Consider the following 15,982-nt stretch of genomic DNA (forward strand, 5'->3'; position numbering starts at 1 on the left):
TTATATATCCTTATTCTTTTTTGGGTGACGATAAAATGGAACTTTCTTGCGCCACAACTGGAAGGCTTGTAAATAAATCGAAGCTAACATTTTAAAAGGCTCCACACTATAACGAAGAGCATATCGATATTGCTGTGAAGGAAACGTGATGGGGTCTAAGGTGAAATTCATCGTGGCATCGAAGATCAGTTGTTGCTGTTCATAAAGCTGCATATGAATCACGTTTTGTATATTTGAATGGCTGAATTTCCACTGATATGCCAGTGCCATAGGCATAAACGGCGACACGTGAAATGCCTTATCAAACTTAAACTGATAGCTCTTAAAATGCTGAATCTGTGCGTCTTGCTCGCGGCAATCATGCACATAAACTTGACGCTCATTCCAAGGCGTATTGGTAATTTCACTCAAAATAAACTGAAGCTGTTGATCACGATTAAAAACGTAATAAAACACCACCGAATTAAAGCGAAATCCGAAATAACGGGGTAAAGCCAATACCCGAATTTCCCAGTCGGCCCGAGCAACGAAATTGGCATGTTCCAAAATTGCTTTTTTGACTCGTTCTCGAATACTACCGCTATACATCGTCAAGAAATCATCAGGCTTTATGCTCAAAATATTCCAGCGCCGTACCGACCATAATTTACATGTTTGAGCGTCGTGTTCAATTTGATCTGGATTGAACCACAGATAGGTCAGCTCAGATTCAAAAGCATGTGATTTTGGTGAATAACGGCGGTGGCGAATTTTTGCAGGCGCACGTGCAAGTGAGGTCCAGAGCATCTGTAACTCCTTGTGCGATTAAGCATCCACCTGAATTTGATCGACAACACGCTGAGCACTTCGGGCACCATCTTCATGAAAGCCCCATCCCCAGTAGGCACCACAAAAAGACGTTCGATTGACCCCGCTAATTTCTGACCAGCGTAACTGTGCATCAATCGCAGGTCGGTCAAATACCGGATGACGATAATGCCGTGTCACGAAAACCTGTTTCGGGTTAATCGGCATGTTCGGATTGAGTGTAGAAAAAATCTGAGATGAACATGACAAATTTTGTAGACTGTTCATCCAGTAAGTAAAACCATAGTGCACTTTGGCACCTGATTCTTTTGAATGCTCAGGCGTCACATGGACATGCCAACTGGCCCACTGACTGCGCGATTTCGGCATAATCGAAAGGTCTCGATGCACCACCATGGTATTGTCTTGATAACTAAAACTACCCAGAATATCTTGCTCAAGCGGCGTTGCGTCATGCAGCAACGGCAAACAGTCATCTGCATGCGCCGCAAAGATGACCCAGTCAAAATTCAAGACCTGATCATCTGTATGAATTTCGACATGATCGTCAAAACGCTTTACCTGCTGTACAGTCGTATGCTGCCAAGCAATATTGTTGCACTGCGATTGAATGGCTCGAATATACGTTGCAGAGCCACCCTTCACTGTTTTCCATTGTGGACGGTCTTTAAGCTGTAGCATTCGATGATGCTGAAAAAAACTGACCACGAATTTATACGGAATCTCACCGACTTGCTCAACCGGACTCGACCATAGCGCACCGCACATCGGATATAAATGCTCTTCACGAAATGCGTCTGAATAACCATGCTGATCGAGATATGCCTCAATCGTCATTTCAGAATCGACTTCATCTATGTTTAACGCCTTGTTGGCTTCATAAAAACGAAGTAAATCCGAGATCATGCTTCTAAAACGCGAATTTGCAAAATTCTGTGGCCGGGTAAATAACGACCATTTTTTAGAAGGATTGTATTGTAAACCACTCACCAGATTGTTTACTGAAAAGCTCATGTCACTGTCTTGAGCACTTACGCCGAGTTCGTTCAGCATCGCACAAAACAATGGATAATTGTGGGCATTAAAAACGATAAATCCACTATCAACTGCCACATGACGGCCATCGACAAACAAGTCATGAGTATCGGTATGACCGCCAAAATACGCATTTTTTTCGAAGATCGTGACGTCGTGATGTTTTGAAAGCTTCCATGCGGCATACATGCCGGAAATACCAGACCCAATAATGGCGATTTTCATCGAACTTCTTCACTCTCAATTTTTTCTATATTTAGTTGTTTAAATTCACGAGACGAGACATGTTGACGCGCTGCATAAACACGCTCTGGGACGTCTTTAATGCCCCACACCAGCCCCATCCAAGACATGATTTTAAGCAGGTAATAGGTAATATCTATTTGCCACCAAAAGAAGCCTTGGCGTGTACTTCCTGCATAATAGTGATGATTGTTATGCCAACCTTCACCTAGAGTAATCAACGACAAGAACAAATTATTGCGGCTTTCATCGTCTGTATTAAAATCACGTGAACCATAGCGGTGTGCCATGGAGTTGATACACAAGGTCGCATGCGTGAGCAGTACTGTTGAAATCACAAAGCCCCAGACCAAGAGCTGTAGGCCATTGGTGCCAAGTTGAGGTGCATAGACTGCCAGTGCCTCACCCAATGCATAGATACCAATCACAGTAAACACCACCACAGGTAAACTAAAACGATCTAGCCAGATGAGTTCTGGAAACTTGAGCCAATCTTTAATGATGTTTTTACGCGTACCAAAATTTTCTTCATTTAAAAACCAGCCCACATGGCTATACCAAAAGCCTTTGGTCGATGAATGTGGATCTTGGTCGGTGTCGGTGAAACGATGATGATAACGATGGTGCGCCGCCCACCAAAGAGGCCCGCGCTGTGCACTCATGGTCCCAATTAAAGCAAACAGAAATTGAACCAGACGCGAGGTTTGAAAGGTTTTATGCGACAAATAACGGTGAAAGAATGCCGTAATGGCAAACATACGAATAAAATAGAAAAACACCATAAACAAGATGGCAAACCATGACACACCGACCCAGAAAGCCGCCAGACATGCTACATGCAAAACAATAAACGGAATAATTCTAAGCCATTGAGTTTGATGACGTTGACTTAAATTAGACGTGATTGTTTCTTGTGTGTTGTCTGTCGTCGACCAGCTATCGATCCATCGTAGAAAAAATTTAGACATTGATTCTTCCTGATCTGCAGCATTTCTCTCTATGGTGTCATTGTAGGAGATGCGATATGAAGTTTATGTGAAGCATTTCTCTTAAGAGTCGAACCGAGTCAGTGACTCGGCTTGACCTATGCATGACTCATTATTTTTGTGGAGTTTTGACCAACTTGGTTACATCATAGCCATAATCGCGCGCGGTTTGTAAATAAGATTGGTAGGTAGTTGTATCTAATTGTGGGTTACGTGACAAAATCCATAAGTATTTGTGTGATGGGCCACCGACTAAAACCGTTTGATAATCCGGATCAATCCGAAGTACCCAATAGTCGCCTTTGGTAAAAGGAATCCAGCGTAGACCTTTTGGTAAGAAACTTACTTTAAGTTTGCTGTTACCTGCATTTTGAGGATATGCAACACCTTCCGAACGAATCATCTCGCCAGATTGGGTGCGACAGCTATTAATGACTGCAACAGTCTTATCTGCATTGAGTGCATAGGTTGCAGAAGTATCACTGGCACATTTGCGCTGGAAATAGACTGGCAAATGCGCGATCTCATACCATTTTCCGGTATATTTATTGATATCGATCTGCTCTACGGCTTTCGGTGCTTGCGTTTCAGCGTGCGCTGCAATGGCGCCAAAAATGCTAGAACATACAACAGTTGAAATGGCTAATGTTTTACTCAAAGATTTCATGAAATTCACCTTATGTTTTTTCTATATTTTTAAAATACTGTATGTGTATGTGAATAAAGCGTGAAATGTACAACATCACTTATGTTTGTGGCATCACATTTTCATCATTTATGAGGTATTGTAACTAGCTTAAAGCATTTTAAACAACTGATAAATCTAAATTTTAAGATTTTAAAGATAAATCACCAAACAAACACTTCTGCTCGAGCTAATGAAAAACTATCTTCGCCAAAGCATCCACATTTGTACTACACTCACAAAGAGATACTCATGTTTTGAGTATTTGGATAAATTATAAGGACATATGCATACGTTATGGATATTGATGATGAGCTAACGCTTAAAAAGATTCAGATTTTTTTAGCGTTTATGCGCTGTGGAAATTTAACAAAAACTGCAATTGAAATGCAGATCAGCAATGTCAGTGTGCATAAGGCATTACACTCTTTGGAAAGTGCGCTACGTTGTCCTTTGTTTAAACATGAAGGCCGAAGCCTAATTCCTCTCAAAAGTGCTTATGTCTTGCAAGAAAATGCACAAAAACTAGTCCAAGACATGATTACGACTGTGAATAAAACCCGTGAAGCGGCTGGCTTTGCAGCGAAGGTTTTGCATCTCGGTTCGTTATATTCGCTCACCGTAAATACGATTCCAAATGTGATTAGTCGTCTGAAGCTGCGTCGAGGCGAACTCGATATTCAATTGCTCTTAAGTTCGAATCTAGATTTGGTTAAAAAGCTGAAATCGACTGAACTCGATGCAATTATCGTGGCCTTGAACGCCACCACAGACGATCCAGATTTTGAAAGTTTACCGATGTTTGAGGATAAAATTTTCTTAGCCGTCAATAAAAACTCAGCGCTTGCCAATATGCATGAGGTGGATTTGGCTAGCTTAAAAGATGAAACCTTTTTAACTTTGTCAAAAGGATTTGCTACACGCAGTGATAGCGATGAAGTTTTCGAAAATGCAGGGATTGACCCTAAAGTGTTTTTGGAAGTGAGCGATATTTTTACTCTGATTAGTATGGTCAGTACCGGCGTTGGACTCGCCCTTTTACCTGGTCGAATCTCGACGATTCACGAAAGCTCAGTGAAACTCATTCCATTAAAAGATGCAAAACAGATTAAACAAGAAATTGGTTTGGTTTTTTTAAAAAGTAAGGAGCGTGATCCAAATCTGCTGGCTTTAATTGCAGAATGTCGCATGTTTGCAAAACAATACTTACATTCATAAATTGTCGGCAACTGGTCAATAAAAACCACTTGCCGAAGTTTCTTTTTAAGTGCATCAACCAAAAATTGCATTGACTGTCAGGAAAAAAACTGACGGACCGAGTAAGCATCCGAGTCCTGTATAAAAGGTTGCGACCAATGCGCCATATGGAACCAATCTGACATCTGTACCTGCCAAACCTGCTGCTGTACCACTGGTTGTTCCGGCCAAGCCACCAAATACCATTGCTGAACGTGGGCTTTTCAAATACATGAATTTTGCCAGTAACGGTGTCCCCACCATAAAAAACACCGATTTAATTAAGCCAATCGCAATTGAAAGCGCAATCACATCAGAGCTTGCCCCTATTGCAGTGCCCGTAATTGGCCCGACAATATAAGTCATCGCACCCGCACCGATCGTGGTCATTGAAACAGGATCTTTATAACCTAAACACCATGCCACAATTACACCAATTGCAAAAGGTACAACGCATCCAAGCATCAGTGCGATTAAACCGACCTTGCCGGCTTTTTTGACTTCTTTTACATCTACTTCAAACGCAGTTGAAGCAATCGCAAGATCACGAATCATGGCACCACCCAATAGTGCAAATCCTGAAAAAATTGCAATATCAGAAATACCTTTGGTGCCATGTGTATACACGCCAGCAAAATATGCGACCACCAACCCTAAAGTAATTGCAATCGCTGAACTTTGTAATTTACCTTTAGTCAGATATTTAGATAAAAGATGTGAGACAAACATCATCAAACCTGTGATCGCCAAGGCGGTCACTAGCGCATTCTTGGTGAGTACTGCAATTAATGTATCCATGTTGAAACTCCTTTTCTTTATTCAGTTCTTTTTATGCTGTTTTTTCGACTCTTTCGATTGTCCATTCATATGTTTCATAGTCGCCACTAATACGATTGAGATAGCGAATCACCAATACGGTTCCGACCAATGAAGCCACTGAAACAATAATCCCGAGCACACCGCCTGATAGTGCAGCCACCACATTTTGTCCCGCGGACATCGCCACAACAATCGGAATATACATACCAGACCAGTACAACACACCAAACTGTGTCACTTGAGGTAGATAGCCTTTTTTTGCCAACAATTCTTTCGTCAGAATAAGCAAAATCATTGAAATGGCTACACCACCGACATTGGCTTTTACTCCAAGTAACATTCCAAGCGTATTACCCAGATAATCGCCGAGTAAGTGACAAATCGCTAAAATCGCTGTTCCATAAATAATCATTTTTAACGTCCTCTATCCATTGAGTTTCTTCATTTTTTGATAACTTCAAATGCATCCTTGCTGGATGTGCATCGCCGTCATCAGACTTTCCAACTGTGTATTCTGAAAGGACAATACGGTTCCTTCTTTGAACGTTTTTTTTGCCAAGCCAGTTAAGACATTTCCTGGCAATGCTTCAATGTGCAATCGGGCGCCTCGCTCCCATGCAGCGCGCACGGTATTGTCCCAACGAATCATCCGGCACATATTAGACACGATATCGTCTACGATCTGCCGATCCGTAGGCAATATTCTGGCGCTTGTACCACTTAAATATTTAATGCTGGGTTGTTGTGTACGAATTCCCTCCATTATCGTCGCCAGTTGCTGTGCCTGTTGTGTAAGTAATTCACAATGCGATGGCACACTGATTTCGACTTTTTTACATACAGCGCCATTTTGCTGTGCAAGTGAACCCACTGCTTGCATGGCGTTTATTTCACCCGAAATTACAATTTGGGTTTCGGTATTAATATTGGCAATATAAACTTCAGCGTGTGTTGATTTTACGGCGTTTACCCACATCTCGACACGCGCTTGATCTGCACCCAAAATGGCCGTCATACCATATCCAGAAGGATATGCTTCCTGCATGAGTTGTCCGCGCTTCGCAACCAGTTTTAATCCATCTTCAAATGTTATCACCTTGGCGGTCGTGGCTGCGGCCCAAGCTCCAATTGAAAGTCCAGCAACAAATTGGGGCTGGCCCGCATGTTCTTGTAAAAGTGCCGCACTCACCACGCCGGCAATATATAAACAAATTTGTACGGCATAGGTCGATTTCAGTGCATCTGGCTGATCAAGCAACAGCACCTCTTGATCTAAAACATCAGAAGCTTGCTGAATATAATGTTGCACAAGATGATGCTGAGGCAGGTCGTGCAACATATTCGGATGCTGCGCGCCTTGTCCCGGAAATACCCAAATTGTGCTCATATCGATTCTTCCTTACTGCCAAGGGTTTTCAATCAATACCGCAGCATTCGATTGCTTAAGCAGTACTTTGCCAGTCGTCCTTGCCCATTCCTTTAAGGCAACGCCACCCCGCGGTGTTTGTAATTGCACATCTATTTTCAAAGCCAATTGATCTAACTGCTCTAGTAACCATGTTGCTTGTTTCTTGCACATCGCTTCCGGTGTACGGATAATCAGATCAATATCACTTTGCGGCGTAACGGTTTTCAATCCGGTTGCCAGCTCAAAACCGACGCTCCCGGTATATCCCCAAGCCCAACCTGATTGCTGCATCAGGATATTTATTTGCTCAAGCCGATCTTTTAAATGTGGAAATAGATTTAAATCAACATGTGCCAATTGTTCCGGTTGCACACATTTTGTAATTGCATTGTAATGCAAATGTGTAGCAAAGCGCTCACCGCGTGATTTTCCTCGAATTCCGACGGGAATCATCTGATTGATCATCACATCACGTCGAACCACTACAGGATGGCCATGTGATACAGCCGCAATCACCCACTGAGGTACGTTATGACCCAGCATTTGCGGTGTCATACCCCAGAGTAAATCATGTGGCTGTATCGAATTCATCATGACCACTGCGCCTTCATTAACTCACGAACACGCAAAGAGGCTTGACGATTTTGAGCTTGCAAGCGATGCGATAAATCACAGCGCCCCTGCTGCGGAATATCCTCAAAAGCTCCTGCGATTGACTGAGTCACAGACGCTAAGTCATGTTGGGTTGGATCTTCAGCCGATTCCACCTCAATTAGACCCGATAATAATCCTAAAGAAGCATAGCTTTCGATGTCATAAGCCATGGGTGGAATACGCTGAGCCAGATGCTCAAGTTCTTCAACCGTACGCAAGGTCACGCGCGCAGCAGATTCTTTGCCCATAGCATGTACCATAACGCCAGAATCTTTGAGCGCTAGTATCCGATTGGCCTGATAACCATGCGCCAAAAAAGCACCAGACATTGATTTACCTACTAGCAGGCTCACTACTGCATGTCCTGCAAGACGAGCACGTGCATAGCTGTCTACGGCTGCGGCCAAGGCCTGATGAATTCCTAAACTTTCTTCGCGTCTGCCATATGCCTGACTCGGTACATCTACCAAACAAAGAATGCCGCGCTTTTTAGATGCATCTTGATCTTGTTCGATCAGCTGGTTTACTGCATGGGCAAGCCCCCAACCTTCAAGTAGTCCCACCTCCCCATTACGCGCGCGTGGAAAACGATTTTGAGTGTCTGCCGTTATGCAAAATACCCGAACGATCTGGTTATTGATCTTGCCTTCGGCAATCTGCAACGATTCAATTCCGCTTTCGATTCGCTCAAAATTCTGGGTCAGTCGATCGAACCATACTTTCCCTCGAGTAGCCTGTTTGATTGCATTAACATCCATATTCATGCTTTTTCTCCCTGATACAATGCCTGTACTTCTGCCGGACTGATCTGCTGCGTGGTATCTAGGTGCTGAAGCTTTTCTAAGTAGTGTTCTGCTTGCATGCAACGAGGTCGTTGTGGTGAACCTTGCTGAATAAATTCGATGATCTGTGCCTTAATTTGCTCGCGGTTGTCATCGATATAGGCATCGATCAGACCAGTTTTAAAGCGCTGTTCACCCCCACAGATACTCCAAATAAATGGACGATCTTTGGCGTTATACTCTTGTAAACCCGCTTCTTGCTCAATGACTTGCGGACCATTTAGTCCCAGGCGCCCTTCTTGTGTCATGATCAGGTAACTGCATAAACCTGCAGCAATTGACATACCACCAAAGCAACCAACACTTCCGGCAATCACCCCGATGACAGGTTGATGCTGACGTAACGCAACGATTGCAGCCTGAATTTCTGCAATTGCTGCCAATCCAAGATTGGCTTCTTGTAACCGAACCCCCCCCGTTTCGAGCAATAAAATCGCGACGGTAGGAATGTGATTGCGGTTGTCTTCGACGGCAAGCTCTAAAGCGCCTGCAATTTTAGCGCCTCCAACTTCACCAAGACTTCCTCCCTGAAACACACCTTCAATTGAAATGACCACCGCTGGCCGACCTTCAAGCGTCCCCTTGATCACTACAACGCCGTCATCGGCTTGCGGCACGATATTTTGTTTGATTAACCACGGCGACATGACACGTGCAAAAGGATCGAGCAGTTCTTTTTGAGATGTTGCATCGAGTAGGCTTTTGGCACGCTGGCGAGCATCAAGCTCAATGAAACTCTGTTTTTTTAGTAAATAATCGATATCAGCCATGTTGCACCTCTTCAAAAGCCTGCTCGAGTCTTAAACGGACAACGCCCGGTGTGGCACCAAAGTCATGGATTTCGATGTTGACTGCACATTGCTTCGACTCTGAAAAAATACGTTCAAATAAATTTTTCCAGCGCTGCTCACTACCATCGACTGAGGTGATCACCTGAATGGTAGTGACATTCGACGAACTCGGTTCCATCAGGATTTCAAGATCTCCCGATCCGACACACCCCACCAATGCGGATTTCGCTGCCGCCTCGCTGGCTGAAAATTCAAAATTTAATATTTCCATGCTTGTAATCCTTGCGTTTCATTCCAGTTGATCTGCTCGACTTGATCGAGAAACAACAGCGAAGCCAGTAAATCTGCGGCACCTCCTGCCGATGCGCGAATCATCATCAGCGCTTGTTCATAATCAAGCAGCGCACGGTATCCTTGTTGGCTCGAACAGCCACCTAATGCCAAAATATTTAGCGCGCCGGTTTGGACACAACTCAAACCATCCAGTCCTGCACGGTGAATCACACAGGTGTCGTCTAAGTGTGCCATCATGGCCAGTAATGCATTAATCCGGGCTTTGTTTTCTTCAATGTGGTGTGCCCGACTACGATGCAGCTCGGTCAATCCGTAGGTGGTGAGCACAGGAAATGCCTGTTGTGCCTGATGTTTTGCACCTTGAATGCCAAATTTTTTCTGGATCTTCTGACCATGACTCAACACAGCCTGAGCTGGCACAAAACGATCTGTTAAGCACGCAATCTGTGCTGCAATCTGGCAAAGATGCTCTACATCATGCGCATGCTGCTGCGACAGCTCCAATGCGGCTGCGGTGACCATGAGGCCCATCGACCAAATCGCACCACGGTGCGTATTTACACCATTTGTTATCTTGAGCATATGCTGCTCGCCATCACGTCCAAGCTGCCCTATCTCTTCGCGAAGTGCTTGTGAAACGTGACCATGCGCTTGGGCTGCTTCTGCCATGGCTTTAAACATCGGGTAAAGGCTATTTGCAGACTGCTCCATGAGTTGAAGTGTCAAATCGTGATGAGCGCCACTACCGCGACGATCCACCAATGCCGGCTTAGGTGTCAGATTGACTTCATCGATTAGTGCTTGTACTGCTAGATTTGCAATTTGCTCTGCCCGTGTAAATGCGGGTGTTTTGTGTAATATGGCATTCATTACCAGCTCCTAAATTTCGCTGGGGGCTGATACAAACCATCTGACCAAGTCACCAAATCTGCAATATTCTTCGCGGCCAGCAATTCACGTGTCGCATCGGTACGCTTAATCCCTAGATCTTCTGGAAATACGACCAGTCCTTCTGCACGAAGTTGCTGGGTCTTTTTGGGATCTTGCTGTAAGCCAATTTCGGTCACGCCAGCAACTGCTGCAATCATGGCACGACGCTCTTCCTGACTACGTGCCTTATATAAGTAGGCGATGCCTTCCTCGGTTAATAGATGCGTGACGTCATCACCATAAATCATGACAGGAGCCAGCGGCATACCCGCTTTTTTGGCCACCTCGACGGCATCAAGTGTGTTTACAAATGTAGGTTTTCCACCTTCTTGATAAGTCTCGACCATTTGAACCACCAGCTTTTTACCTCGCGTGAGGTAGGTATCGGTATCCGAATGACCTTGCTGGCGCATATCCAGCCATGCTGGTGTATCATGACGACGACCTCGCGGATCATGACCCATGTTGGGTGCACCACCAAAACCTGCTAAACGGCCTTTGGTTACGGTCGATGAATGGCCATCACCATCCACTTGTAAGGTTGCCCCTATAAATAGATCAACCGCATACTGCCCTGCCAGTTGGCACATCATCCGGTTAGAGCGTAGTGAGCCATCTCGACCGGTAAAAAATACGTCTGGACGCGCAGCTACATATTTTTCCATTCCCAATTCGGTACCGAAACAGTGCACACTTTCAACCCAACCAGTTTCAATGGCTGGAATAAGAGTTGGATGTGGATTCAATGTCCAGTTTCGGCAAATCTTGCCTTTGAGGCCCAAAGACTCGCCATAGGTAGGTAAAATCAGTTCAATCGCAGCCGTATTAAATCCAATACCGTGATTCAATGACTGAACCTGATGCTTTTCATAAATTCCGCGGATGGCCATCATCGCCATCAGTACATGTACGGGTTTGATATGTTTGGGATCACGGGTAAATAGCGGTTCAATATAAAAAGGCTGATCAGCCACCACCACAAAATCTACCCAAGAGGCCGGAATATCCACGCGCGGTAAATCTTGTACATCATCGACCAGTTGATTGACCTGTACAATCACAATTCCATCACTAAATGCAGCAGGTTCAATTAATGCAGGTGAATCTTCGGTACTCGGTCCAGTATAAATATTGCCCTGACGATCCGCCATAAAGCCTGCCGACAGCACCACATTGGGAATTAGATCGACCAATAAACGCGAATAAAGCTCGATGTAGGTGTGAATGGCGCCGATCTCGAGTAGACCATCTTCAAGTAACTGACTAATACGAAGGCTTTGTGTACCTGCAAAAGAAAAATCGAGCTTTCGTGCTATGCCTTTTTCAAATAAATCCAGATGCTCTGGACGTCCCACACTTGGCATGATCATATGTAAATCATGCAACACTTGTGGACTAGTTTGTGCAAGTGAACGAGATAAAAAATCGGCCTGTTTTTGATTATTACCTTCAAGCACCACTCGGTCGCCCGGTGTGATCAAGGTTTCAAGTACCTTAATGATATTTTGGGTTGGAATCACGACACCGTCAGTATATTGCTGTGCCATTTCCAGTTTGAGCTGTTTACTGTGACGACGCTTTGTCCATAGGCGTTCTTTATGCTGAACAGAACCTTCCATGTAATTTTCCTTAATGGTCATGTCTTGATCTGTTCTTATAAAATGCTTTTTTTGCGCTTGAATCAATCAAGCAAAATGCAAATTCATTAACCTAAAGTTAATGTTTTTCGCTCTTTTTTGAGTCTTTAGAATGTAATTGAGTAATCAAGTCAATGCTCATGATATGCCAGATTATTCGAGCTTGATTGAATTACGAAAGGACGATCAACTTGACTGGCAGTTTCATTTACACTATCAATGGATTGATGGAACAGGAATAAACGTCAAATAATCGATTGATGTAAACTTATTATTCTGTTGATCTTTACAATAACAGTTCAAACAAATGTTGCATGATATGGTTGATTAAGAAAGATATACAAGGGAAAAATGTCTCATGAAAATGATTAATGCCGATTTTTCCAAAAAGGTCATTATTAAACCAGATGATTACGCATGGCTTCCATCGCCAAATGGTGAAGTCGAACGTATGATGCTTGATCGAATTGGTGATGAAAAAGCACGTGCGACGAGTTTAGTTAAGTATGCGCCAAAAACGGTATTTCCAGAACATTCGCATCCATTGGGTGAAGAGCTATTTATCCTATCTGGCACATTTACCGAAAATGGAGAACAGCATTATCCAAAGGGTTGGTATATCCGTAACCCACATAATTCAAAGCATATTCCTTCTAGCAACGAAGGTGCGTTGATTTTTGTCAAACTGATGCAAATGGGCGAAAATGAAACCGAAAAACTGGTGATTGATACCAACAACCCCGACAATTGGATCGTCGTTGAAGGTCGCACGATTTGTCCACTTTTCAGTTCCTTGACAGAAAATACGTATTTAGAAAAACTTTCTGCACAAGATGTACTCCAGCAACAGTCTGTCAGTGGTCTAGAAATTTTGGTGATTCAAGGTGAACTGCTGAATGATGATGATCATTATCCAGAAGGAACTTGGATTCGATTTCCAGCCGACGCAACACATACACTTATCGCTTCAGACGCAGGTGCTGAGCTTTATATTAAATCTGGACACCTATAAAAAAACCTCGATTAATCAATTGGGAGAAATTAACCGAGGCAAACGAGAAATATTTAAAGCCCTAAATCTGACAATCTCGGATGATCATCTGGTCGGCGACCGAGCGGCCAGTGGAATTTACGTTCACTCGCTTGAATTGGCATATCATTGATACAAGCAAAACGACGATGCATCAGACCGTTTTCCTCAAATTCCCAATTTTCATTACCATATGAACGAAACCAATTGCCAGAATCGTCGTGCCATTCATACGCATAGCGAACCGCAATACGGTTGTCGGTAAATGCCCATAGTTCTTTGATCAAACGATATTCAAGTTCCTTTTTCCATTTACGAGAAAGAAATGCTTTTGCCTCTTCTCGATTTGTCGCAAACTCTGCACGATTACGCCATTTAGTGTCTAGGGTATATACCAATGATACTTTATCGGCATCTCGACTATTCCAGCCATCTTCTGCAAGCCGCACTTTTTCAATTGCCGTTTCACATATGAAAGGCGGCAGTGGTGGTCGATTCTGTTCTTGGGACACGGGAGATGCTCCAGAAAATTTAGATAAAAAATAATCCACTGTTTTAAGCTTTAGACCGATTGACTGGCCTGATTTAACAACAATTGTGCGACATCTTTTGCGCTATCTGCAGAACTCATATCACCCATCACATGCGAGGTGGTAATTGCTCCTTCGATCAAGATAAGCAACTGCTTGGCCAAGACCATGGGTTGCTCAACATTCATTTGGCTAGTGAGCTCAAAGATATAATCTAGAAGTTTCTGTTTATGCAGCTTTGCAATATGCCGCACAGGGTCTTCTGGATCACCAGTTTCTCCAGCAGCATTAATAAATGCACAACCACGAAAACCCTCAGACTGAAACCAGTTTTTGAGTGTGCTAAACATATTTAAAACACGCTCAGTGGGAGTTTCCCCTTTGTCACATTCGGTTCGAAACCAATGCATCCAGCGTTCATCACGCGCATTTAAGGCTGCCGCAGCTACGTCATCTTTGGTCGCGAAATAACGATAAATACTTTTTCTTGCCACGCCTGAGGTTTTAACCAAAAGGTCCATTCCCGTGGCATGAATACCCTTTTGATAAATCAGCTGCTCGGCAGTTTCTAGGATCTTCTCCCGAGTATTGGTGTTTTTTGTGTTCATAAAATGATGGTCGAACAATCGTTCTACCGGAGCAAGTTTTTTCTTTCAAATAAATTTAAAAATCAAAAAAATTTAATCAAGATTTTGAAATTTATATGATTTATATCTGTAAGTATCTCTAATTGAAACCGCTGAGTTAGATGGTGAGTTGTTTTTGTACAAAGTTTCAATCCCGTATATGAAACTCTACTGAAACATACACGATGTTGCGCTATGGTAAAGTTCTGGCTATACCAAGCTACAAAATGTCTTTATTTCACATATTGTGAGCTTAAATTATTGTCAGTTTTAGATGACTATTATTTCCCAAATACAGGAGATCTCATGAGTAACGTGATTGATTTGTTGAATGATCATAAGAGTGAACGTAGTTTTACAGATGAGGCAATTGATGATGCAACTCTAGAACGGATCATTAGCACGGCTTATCGTGCACCAACATCAGTCAACTCACAGCAAGTTTCCATTGTGGTGATTCGCGACGAAGCAAGACGTGCTGAAATCTCTAAGATCGCAGGTGGGCAACCTTGGATTGCCCAAGCACCCGTGTTTCTGGTCTTTGTGCTAGATATGTATAAGAGTCATGTCGGATTGGAATTAATCGGAGATCAGCAAATTGCACATGAAAGCGTAGAAAGTGTTGTCGCTGGCGCGACTGATGTAGGAATTGCATTAGGCTCTGTGATGGCTGCTGCACGCTCGGAAGGCCTTGGAATTGTGCCTATTGGTGGGATTCGTCGTGATTCCGATGCCATGATCAAGCTGTTAAAGCTACCCAAATATACCTATCCTGTCGCGGGTGTAGTGATTGGTCATGTAGATGTTCCGTCACATCACAAACCACGTCTTCCATTAGAAACCTTCCGTCATGACGAAACCTATAAGACAGATGGTTTAGAAGAAAAAATCTCGAAGTACAACCAAGAAATAGTCGAGCATTGGAAAGATACTGGTCGTACCGATGGTGATACATGGAGCGCTAGTGTAAGTGGTTATTACAAGCACATTTATTTTCCCGATGTACTCCCTAACTTGATCAAGCAAGGATTTGGATTTAACAAATAAGCGAACCCGACTAAATTGCCAGCATGATGTGATATGACAGGCTGGCGTTTACACAATTGAATTCATTCACCCCAAAAGCTTAAAAAGTAAAAATAGAATCGAAATCTTTTCTCAATAAAAAAAGGCATAGGTTTATAGCACTCTTATGTTTTTGGTCTTTATTTCACCATTCATTCCGGTATTCCTTTTTGTTAATTCTTCTCAATTTGTTAAGATGCTGGCTGTAGATTTGCTAAAATTTGGCCAGTAAACAAGATATCAAGATAAATCTTATGCGCGTGGCTCAAAGGTTTTATCTGTATTTGGCTTTAACCTAATGATGGCATCCCTCAACCGATTTAAAAACCTGAAATAAAAGGCTTTACACAATTGAAATTAGACA

Annotated in this window: 18 protein-coding genes; 3 read left to right on the forward strand and 15 right to left on the reverse strand. The window is 43.2% G+C overall.

Annotated features, from left to right (window positions below; translation table 11 throughout):
• The 4 genes from ADA42_RS15230 to ADA42_RS15245 all read right to left on the reverse strand — a co-directional run bounded on the left by ADA42_RS15230 (position 1) and on the right by ADA42_RS15245 (position 3,738).
• Complete coding sequence (locus ADA42_RS15230; protein ID WP_048766058.1) at positions 1 to 786, reverse strand: DUF1365 domain-containing protein; 786 nt, start codon at positions 784 to 786, stop codon at positions 1 to 3.
• Between the two features lie 18 nt (positions 787 to 804).
• Positions 805 to 2,067 carry an NAD(P)/FAD-dependent oxidoreductase gene (locus ADA42_RS15235; protein ID WP_048766060.1) on the reverse strand — a complete coding sequence of 421 codons (1,263 nt, stop codon included), beginning with the start codon at positions 2,065 to 2,067 and terminating at the stop codon, positions 805 to 807.
• Positions 2,064 to 3,053, reverse strand: coding sequence for an acyl-CoA desaturase (locus ADA42_RS15240; RefSeq protein ID WP_048766062.1), 990 nt, complete (start codon positions 3,051 to 3,053; stop codon positions 2,064 to 2,066). The genes ADA42_RS15235 and ADA42_RS15240 overlap by 4 nt, the downstream gene beginning before the upstream one ends.
• A 130-nt stretch (positions 3,054 to 3,183) precedes the next feature.
• The gene (locus ADA42_RS15245; protein ID WP_048766063.1) at positions 3,184 to 3,738 is read right to left on the reverse strand and encodes a lipocalin family protein; all 555 of its coding nucleotides are present in this window, start codon (positions 3,736 to 3,738) and stop codon (positions 3,184 to 3,186) included.
• 315 nt (positions 3,739 to 4,053) lie between these two features.
• Here ADA42_RS15245 and ADA42_RS15250 point away from each other — a divergent pair, with 315 nt between their 5' ends.
• Positions 4,054 to 4,974 carry a LysR family transcriptional regulator gene (locus tag ADA42_RS15250; protein WP_048766065.1) on the forward strand — a complete coding sequence of 307 codons (921 nt, stop codon included), beginning with the start codon at positions 4,054 to 4,056 and terminating at the stop codon, positions 4,972 to 4,974.
• A gap of 54 nt (positions 4,975 to 5,028) precedes the next feature.
• Here the strand turns inward: ADA42_RS15250 and madM are convergent, their stop codons facing one another.
• Genes madM through mdcA form a run of 9 tightly spaced genes read right to left on the reverse strand, consistent with a single transcriptional unit; the run spans position 5,029 to position 12,349 of the window.
• Positions 5,029 to 5,790, reverse strand: a complete 762-nt coding sequence (gene madM / locus ADA42_RS15255) for a malonate transporter subunit MadM (protein ID WP_004947730.1) — start codon at positions 5,788 to 5,790, stop codon at positions 5,029 to 5,031.
• Between the two features lie 31 nt (positions 5,791 to 5,821).
• A complete protein-coding gene (gene madL, locus ADA42_RS15260; protein ID WP_004947733.1) occupies positions 5,822 to 6,223 on the reverse strand; it encodes a malonate transporter subunit MadL in 402 nt (133 codons plus the stop codon).
• Between the two features lie 45 nt (positions 6,224 to 6,268).
• Positions 6,269 to 7,198 carry a malonate decarboxylase subunit epsilon gene (mdcH, locus tag ADA42_RS15265; protein ID WP_048766066.1) on the reverse strand — a complete coding sequence of 310 codons (930 nt, stop codon included), beginning with the start codon at positions 7,196 to 7,198 and terminating at the stop codon, positions 6,269 to 6,271.
• Positions 7,199 to 7,210: 12 nt separating this feature from the next.
• The gene (locus tag ADA42_RS15270; protein ID WP_004947740.1) at positions 7,211 to 7,813 is read right to left on the reverse strand and encodes a malonate decarboxylase holo-ACP synthase; all 603 of its coding nucleotides are present in this window, start codon (positions 7,811 to 7,813) and stop codon (positions 7,211 to 7,213) included.
• Positions 7,810 to 8,637, reverse strand: a complete 828-nt coding sequence (mdcE, locus tag ADA42_RS15275) for a biotin-independent malonate decarboxylase subunit gamma (RefSeq protein WP_004947743.1) — start codon at positions 8,635 to 8,637, stop codon at positions 7,810 to 7,812. Before mdcE ends, ADA42_RS15270 begins: the two co-directional genes overlap by 4 nt.
• Positions 8,634 to 9,485: a biotin-independent malonate decarboxylase subunit beta gene (locus ADA42_RS15280; RefSeq protein WP_004947746.1), complete on the reverse strand. Its 852-nt coding sequence runs from the start codon at positions 9,483 to 9,485 to the stop codon at positions 8,634 to 8,636. Before ADA42_RS15280 ends, mdcE begins: the two co-directional genes overlap by 4 nt.
• Positions 9,478 to 9,777, reverse strand: a complete 300-nt coding sequence (locus tag ADA42_RS15285) for a malonate decarboxylase subunit delta (protein ID WP_004938041.1) — start codon at positions 9,775 to 9,777, stop codon at positions 9,478 to 9,480. Before ADA42_RS15285 ends, ADA42_RS15280 begins: the two co-directional genes overlap by 8 nt.
• On the reverse strand, positions 9,765 to 10,670 hold the full coding sequence (locus ADA42_RS15290; protein WP_025094701.1) for a triphosphoribosyl-dephospho-CoA synthase: 906 nt from the start codon (positions 10,668 to 10,670) through the stop codon (positions 9,765 to 9,767). The genes ADA42_RS15285 and ADA42_RS15290 overlap by 13 nt, the downstream gene beginning before the upstream one ends.
• The gene (gene mdcA / locus ADA42_RS15295) at positions 10,670 to 12,349 is read right to left on the reverse strand and encodes a malonate decarboxylase subunit alpha (RefSeq protein WP_004947755.1); all 1,680 of its coding nucleotides are present in this window, start codon (positions 12,347 to 12,349) and stop codon (positions 10,670 to 10,672) included. The genes ADA42_RS15290 and mdcA overlap by 1 nt, the downstream gene beginning before the upstream one ends.
• 376 nt (positions 12,350 to 12,725) lie before the next feature.
• On the opposite strand from mdcA, the gene ADA42_RS15300 reads away from it, so the two are divergent.
• Complete coding sequence (locus ADA42_RS15300) at positions 12,726 to 13,379, forward strand: cupin domain-containing protein (RefSeq protein ID WP_004947758.1); 654 nt, start codon at positions 12,726 to 12,728, stop codon at positions 13,377 to 13,379.
• A gap of 53 nt (positions 13,380 to 13,432) precedes the next feature.
• On the opposite strand, the gene ADA42_RS15305 is transcribed toward ADA42_RS15300, so the two are convergent.
• Positions 13,433 to 13,909 carry a DUF1348 family protein gene (locus tag ADA42_RS15305; protein WP_004947761.1) on the reverse strand — a complete coding sequence of 159 codons (477 nt, stop codon included), beginning with the start codon at positions 13,907 to 13,909 and terminating at the stop codon, positions 13,433 to 13,435.
• A 50-nt stretch (positions 13,910 to 13,959) separates the two neighbouring features.
• The gene (locus tag ADA42_RS15310; protein ID WP_004947762.1) at positions 13,960 to 14,535 is read right to left on the reverse strand and encodes a TetR/AcrR family transcriptional regulator; all 576 of its coding nucleotides are present in this window, start codon (positions 14,533 to 14,535) and stop codon (positions 13,960 to 13,962) included.
• A gap of 324 nt (positions 14,536 to 14,859) precedes the next feature.
• Here ADA42_RS15310 and ADA42_RS15315 point away from each other — a divergent pair, with 324 nt between their 5' ends.
• Entirely contained in the window at positions 14,860 to 15,600 is a 741-nt protein-coding gene (locus ADA42_RS15315) for an NADPH-dependent oxidoreductase (RefSeq protein ID WP_004938058.1), read from the forward strand.
• The last annotated feature ends 382 nt before the right edge of the window (positions 15,601 to 15,982 follow it).

Source organism: Acinetobacter sp. 243_ASPC (assembly GCF_001054715.1).
Taxonomy (GTDB): Bacteria; Pseudomonadota; Gammaproteobacteria; order Pseudomonadales; family Moraxellaceae; genus Acinetobacter; species Acinetobacter soli.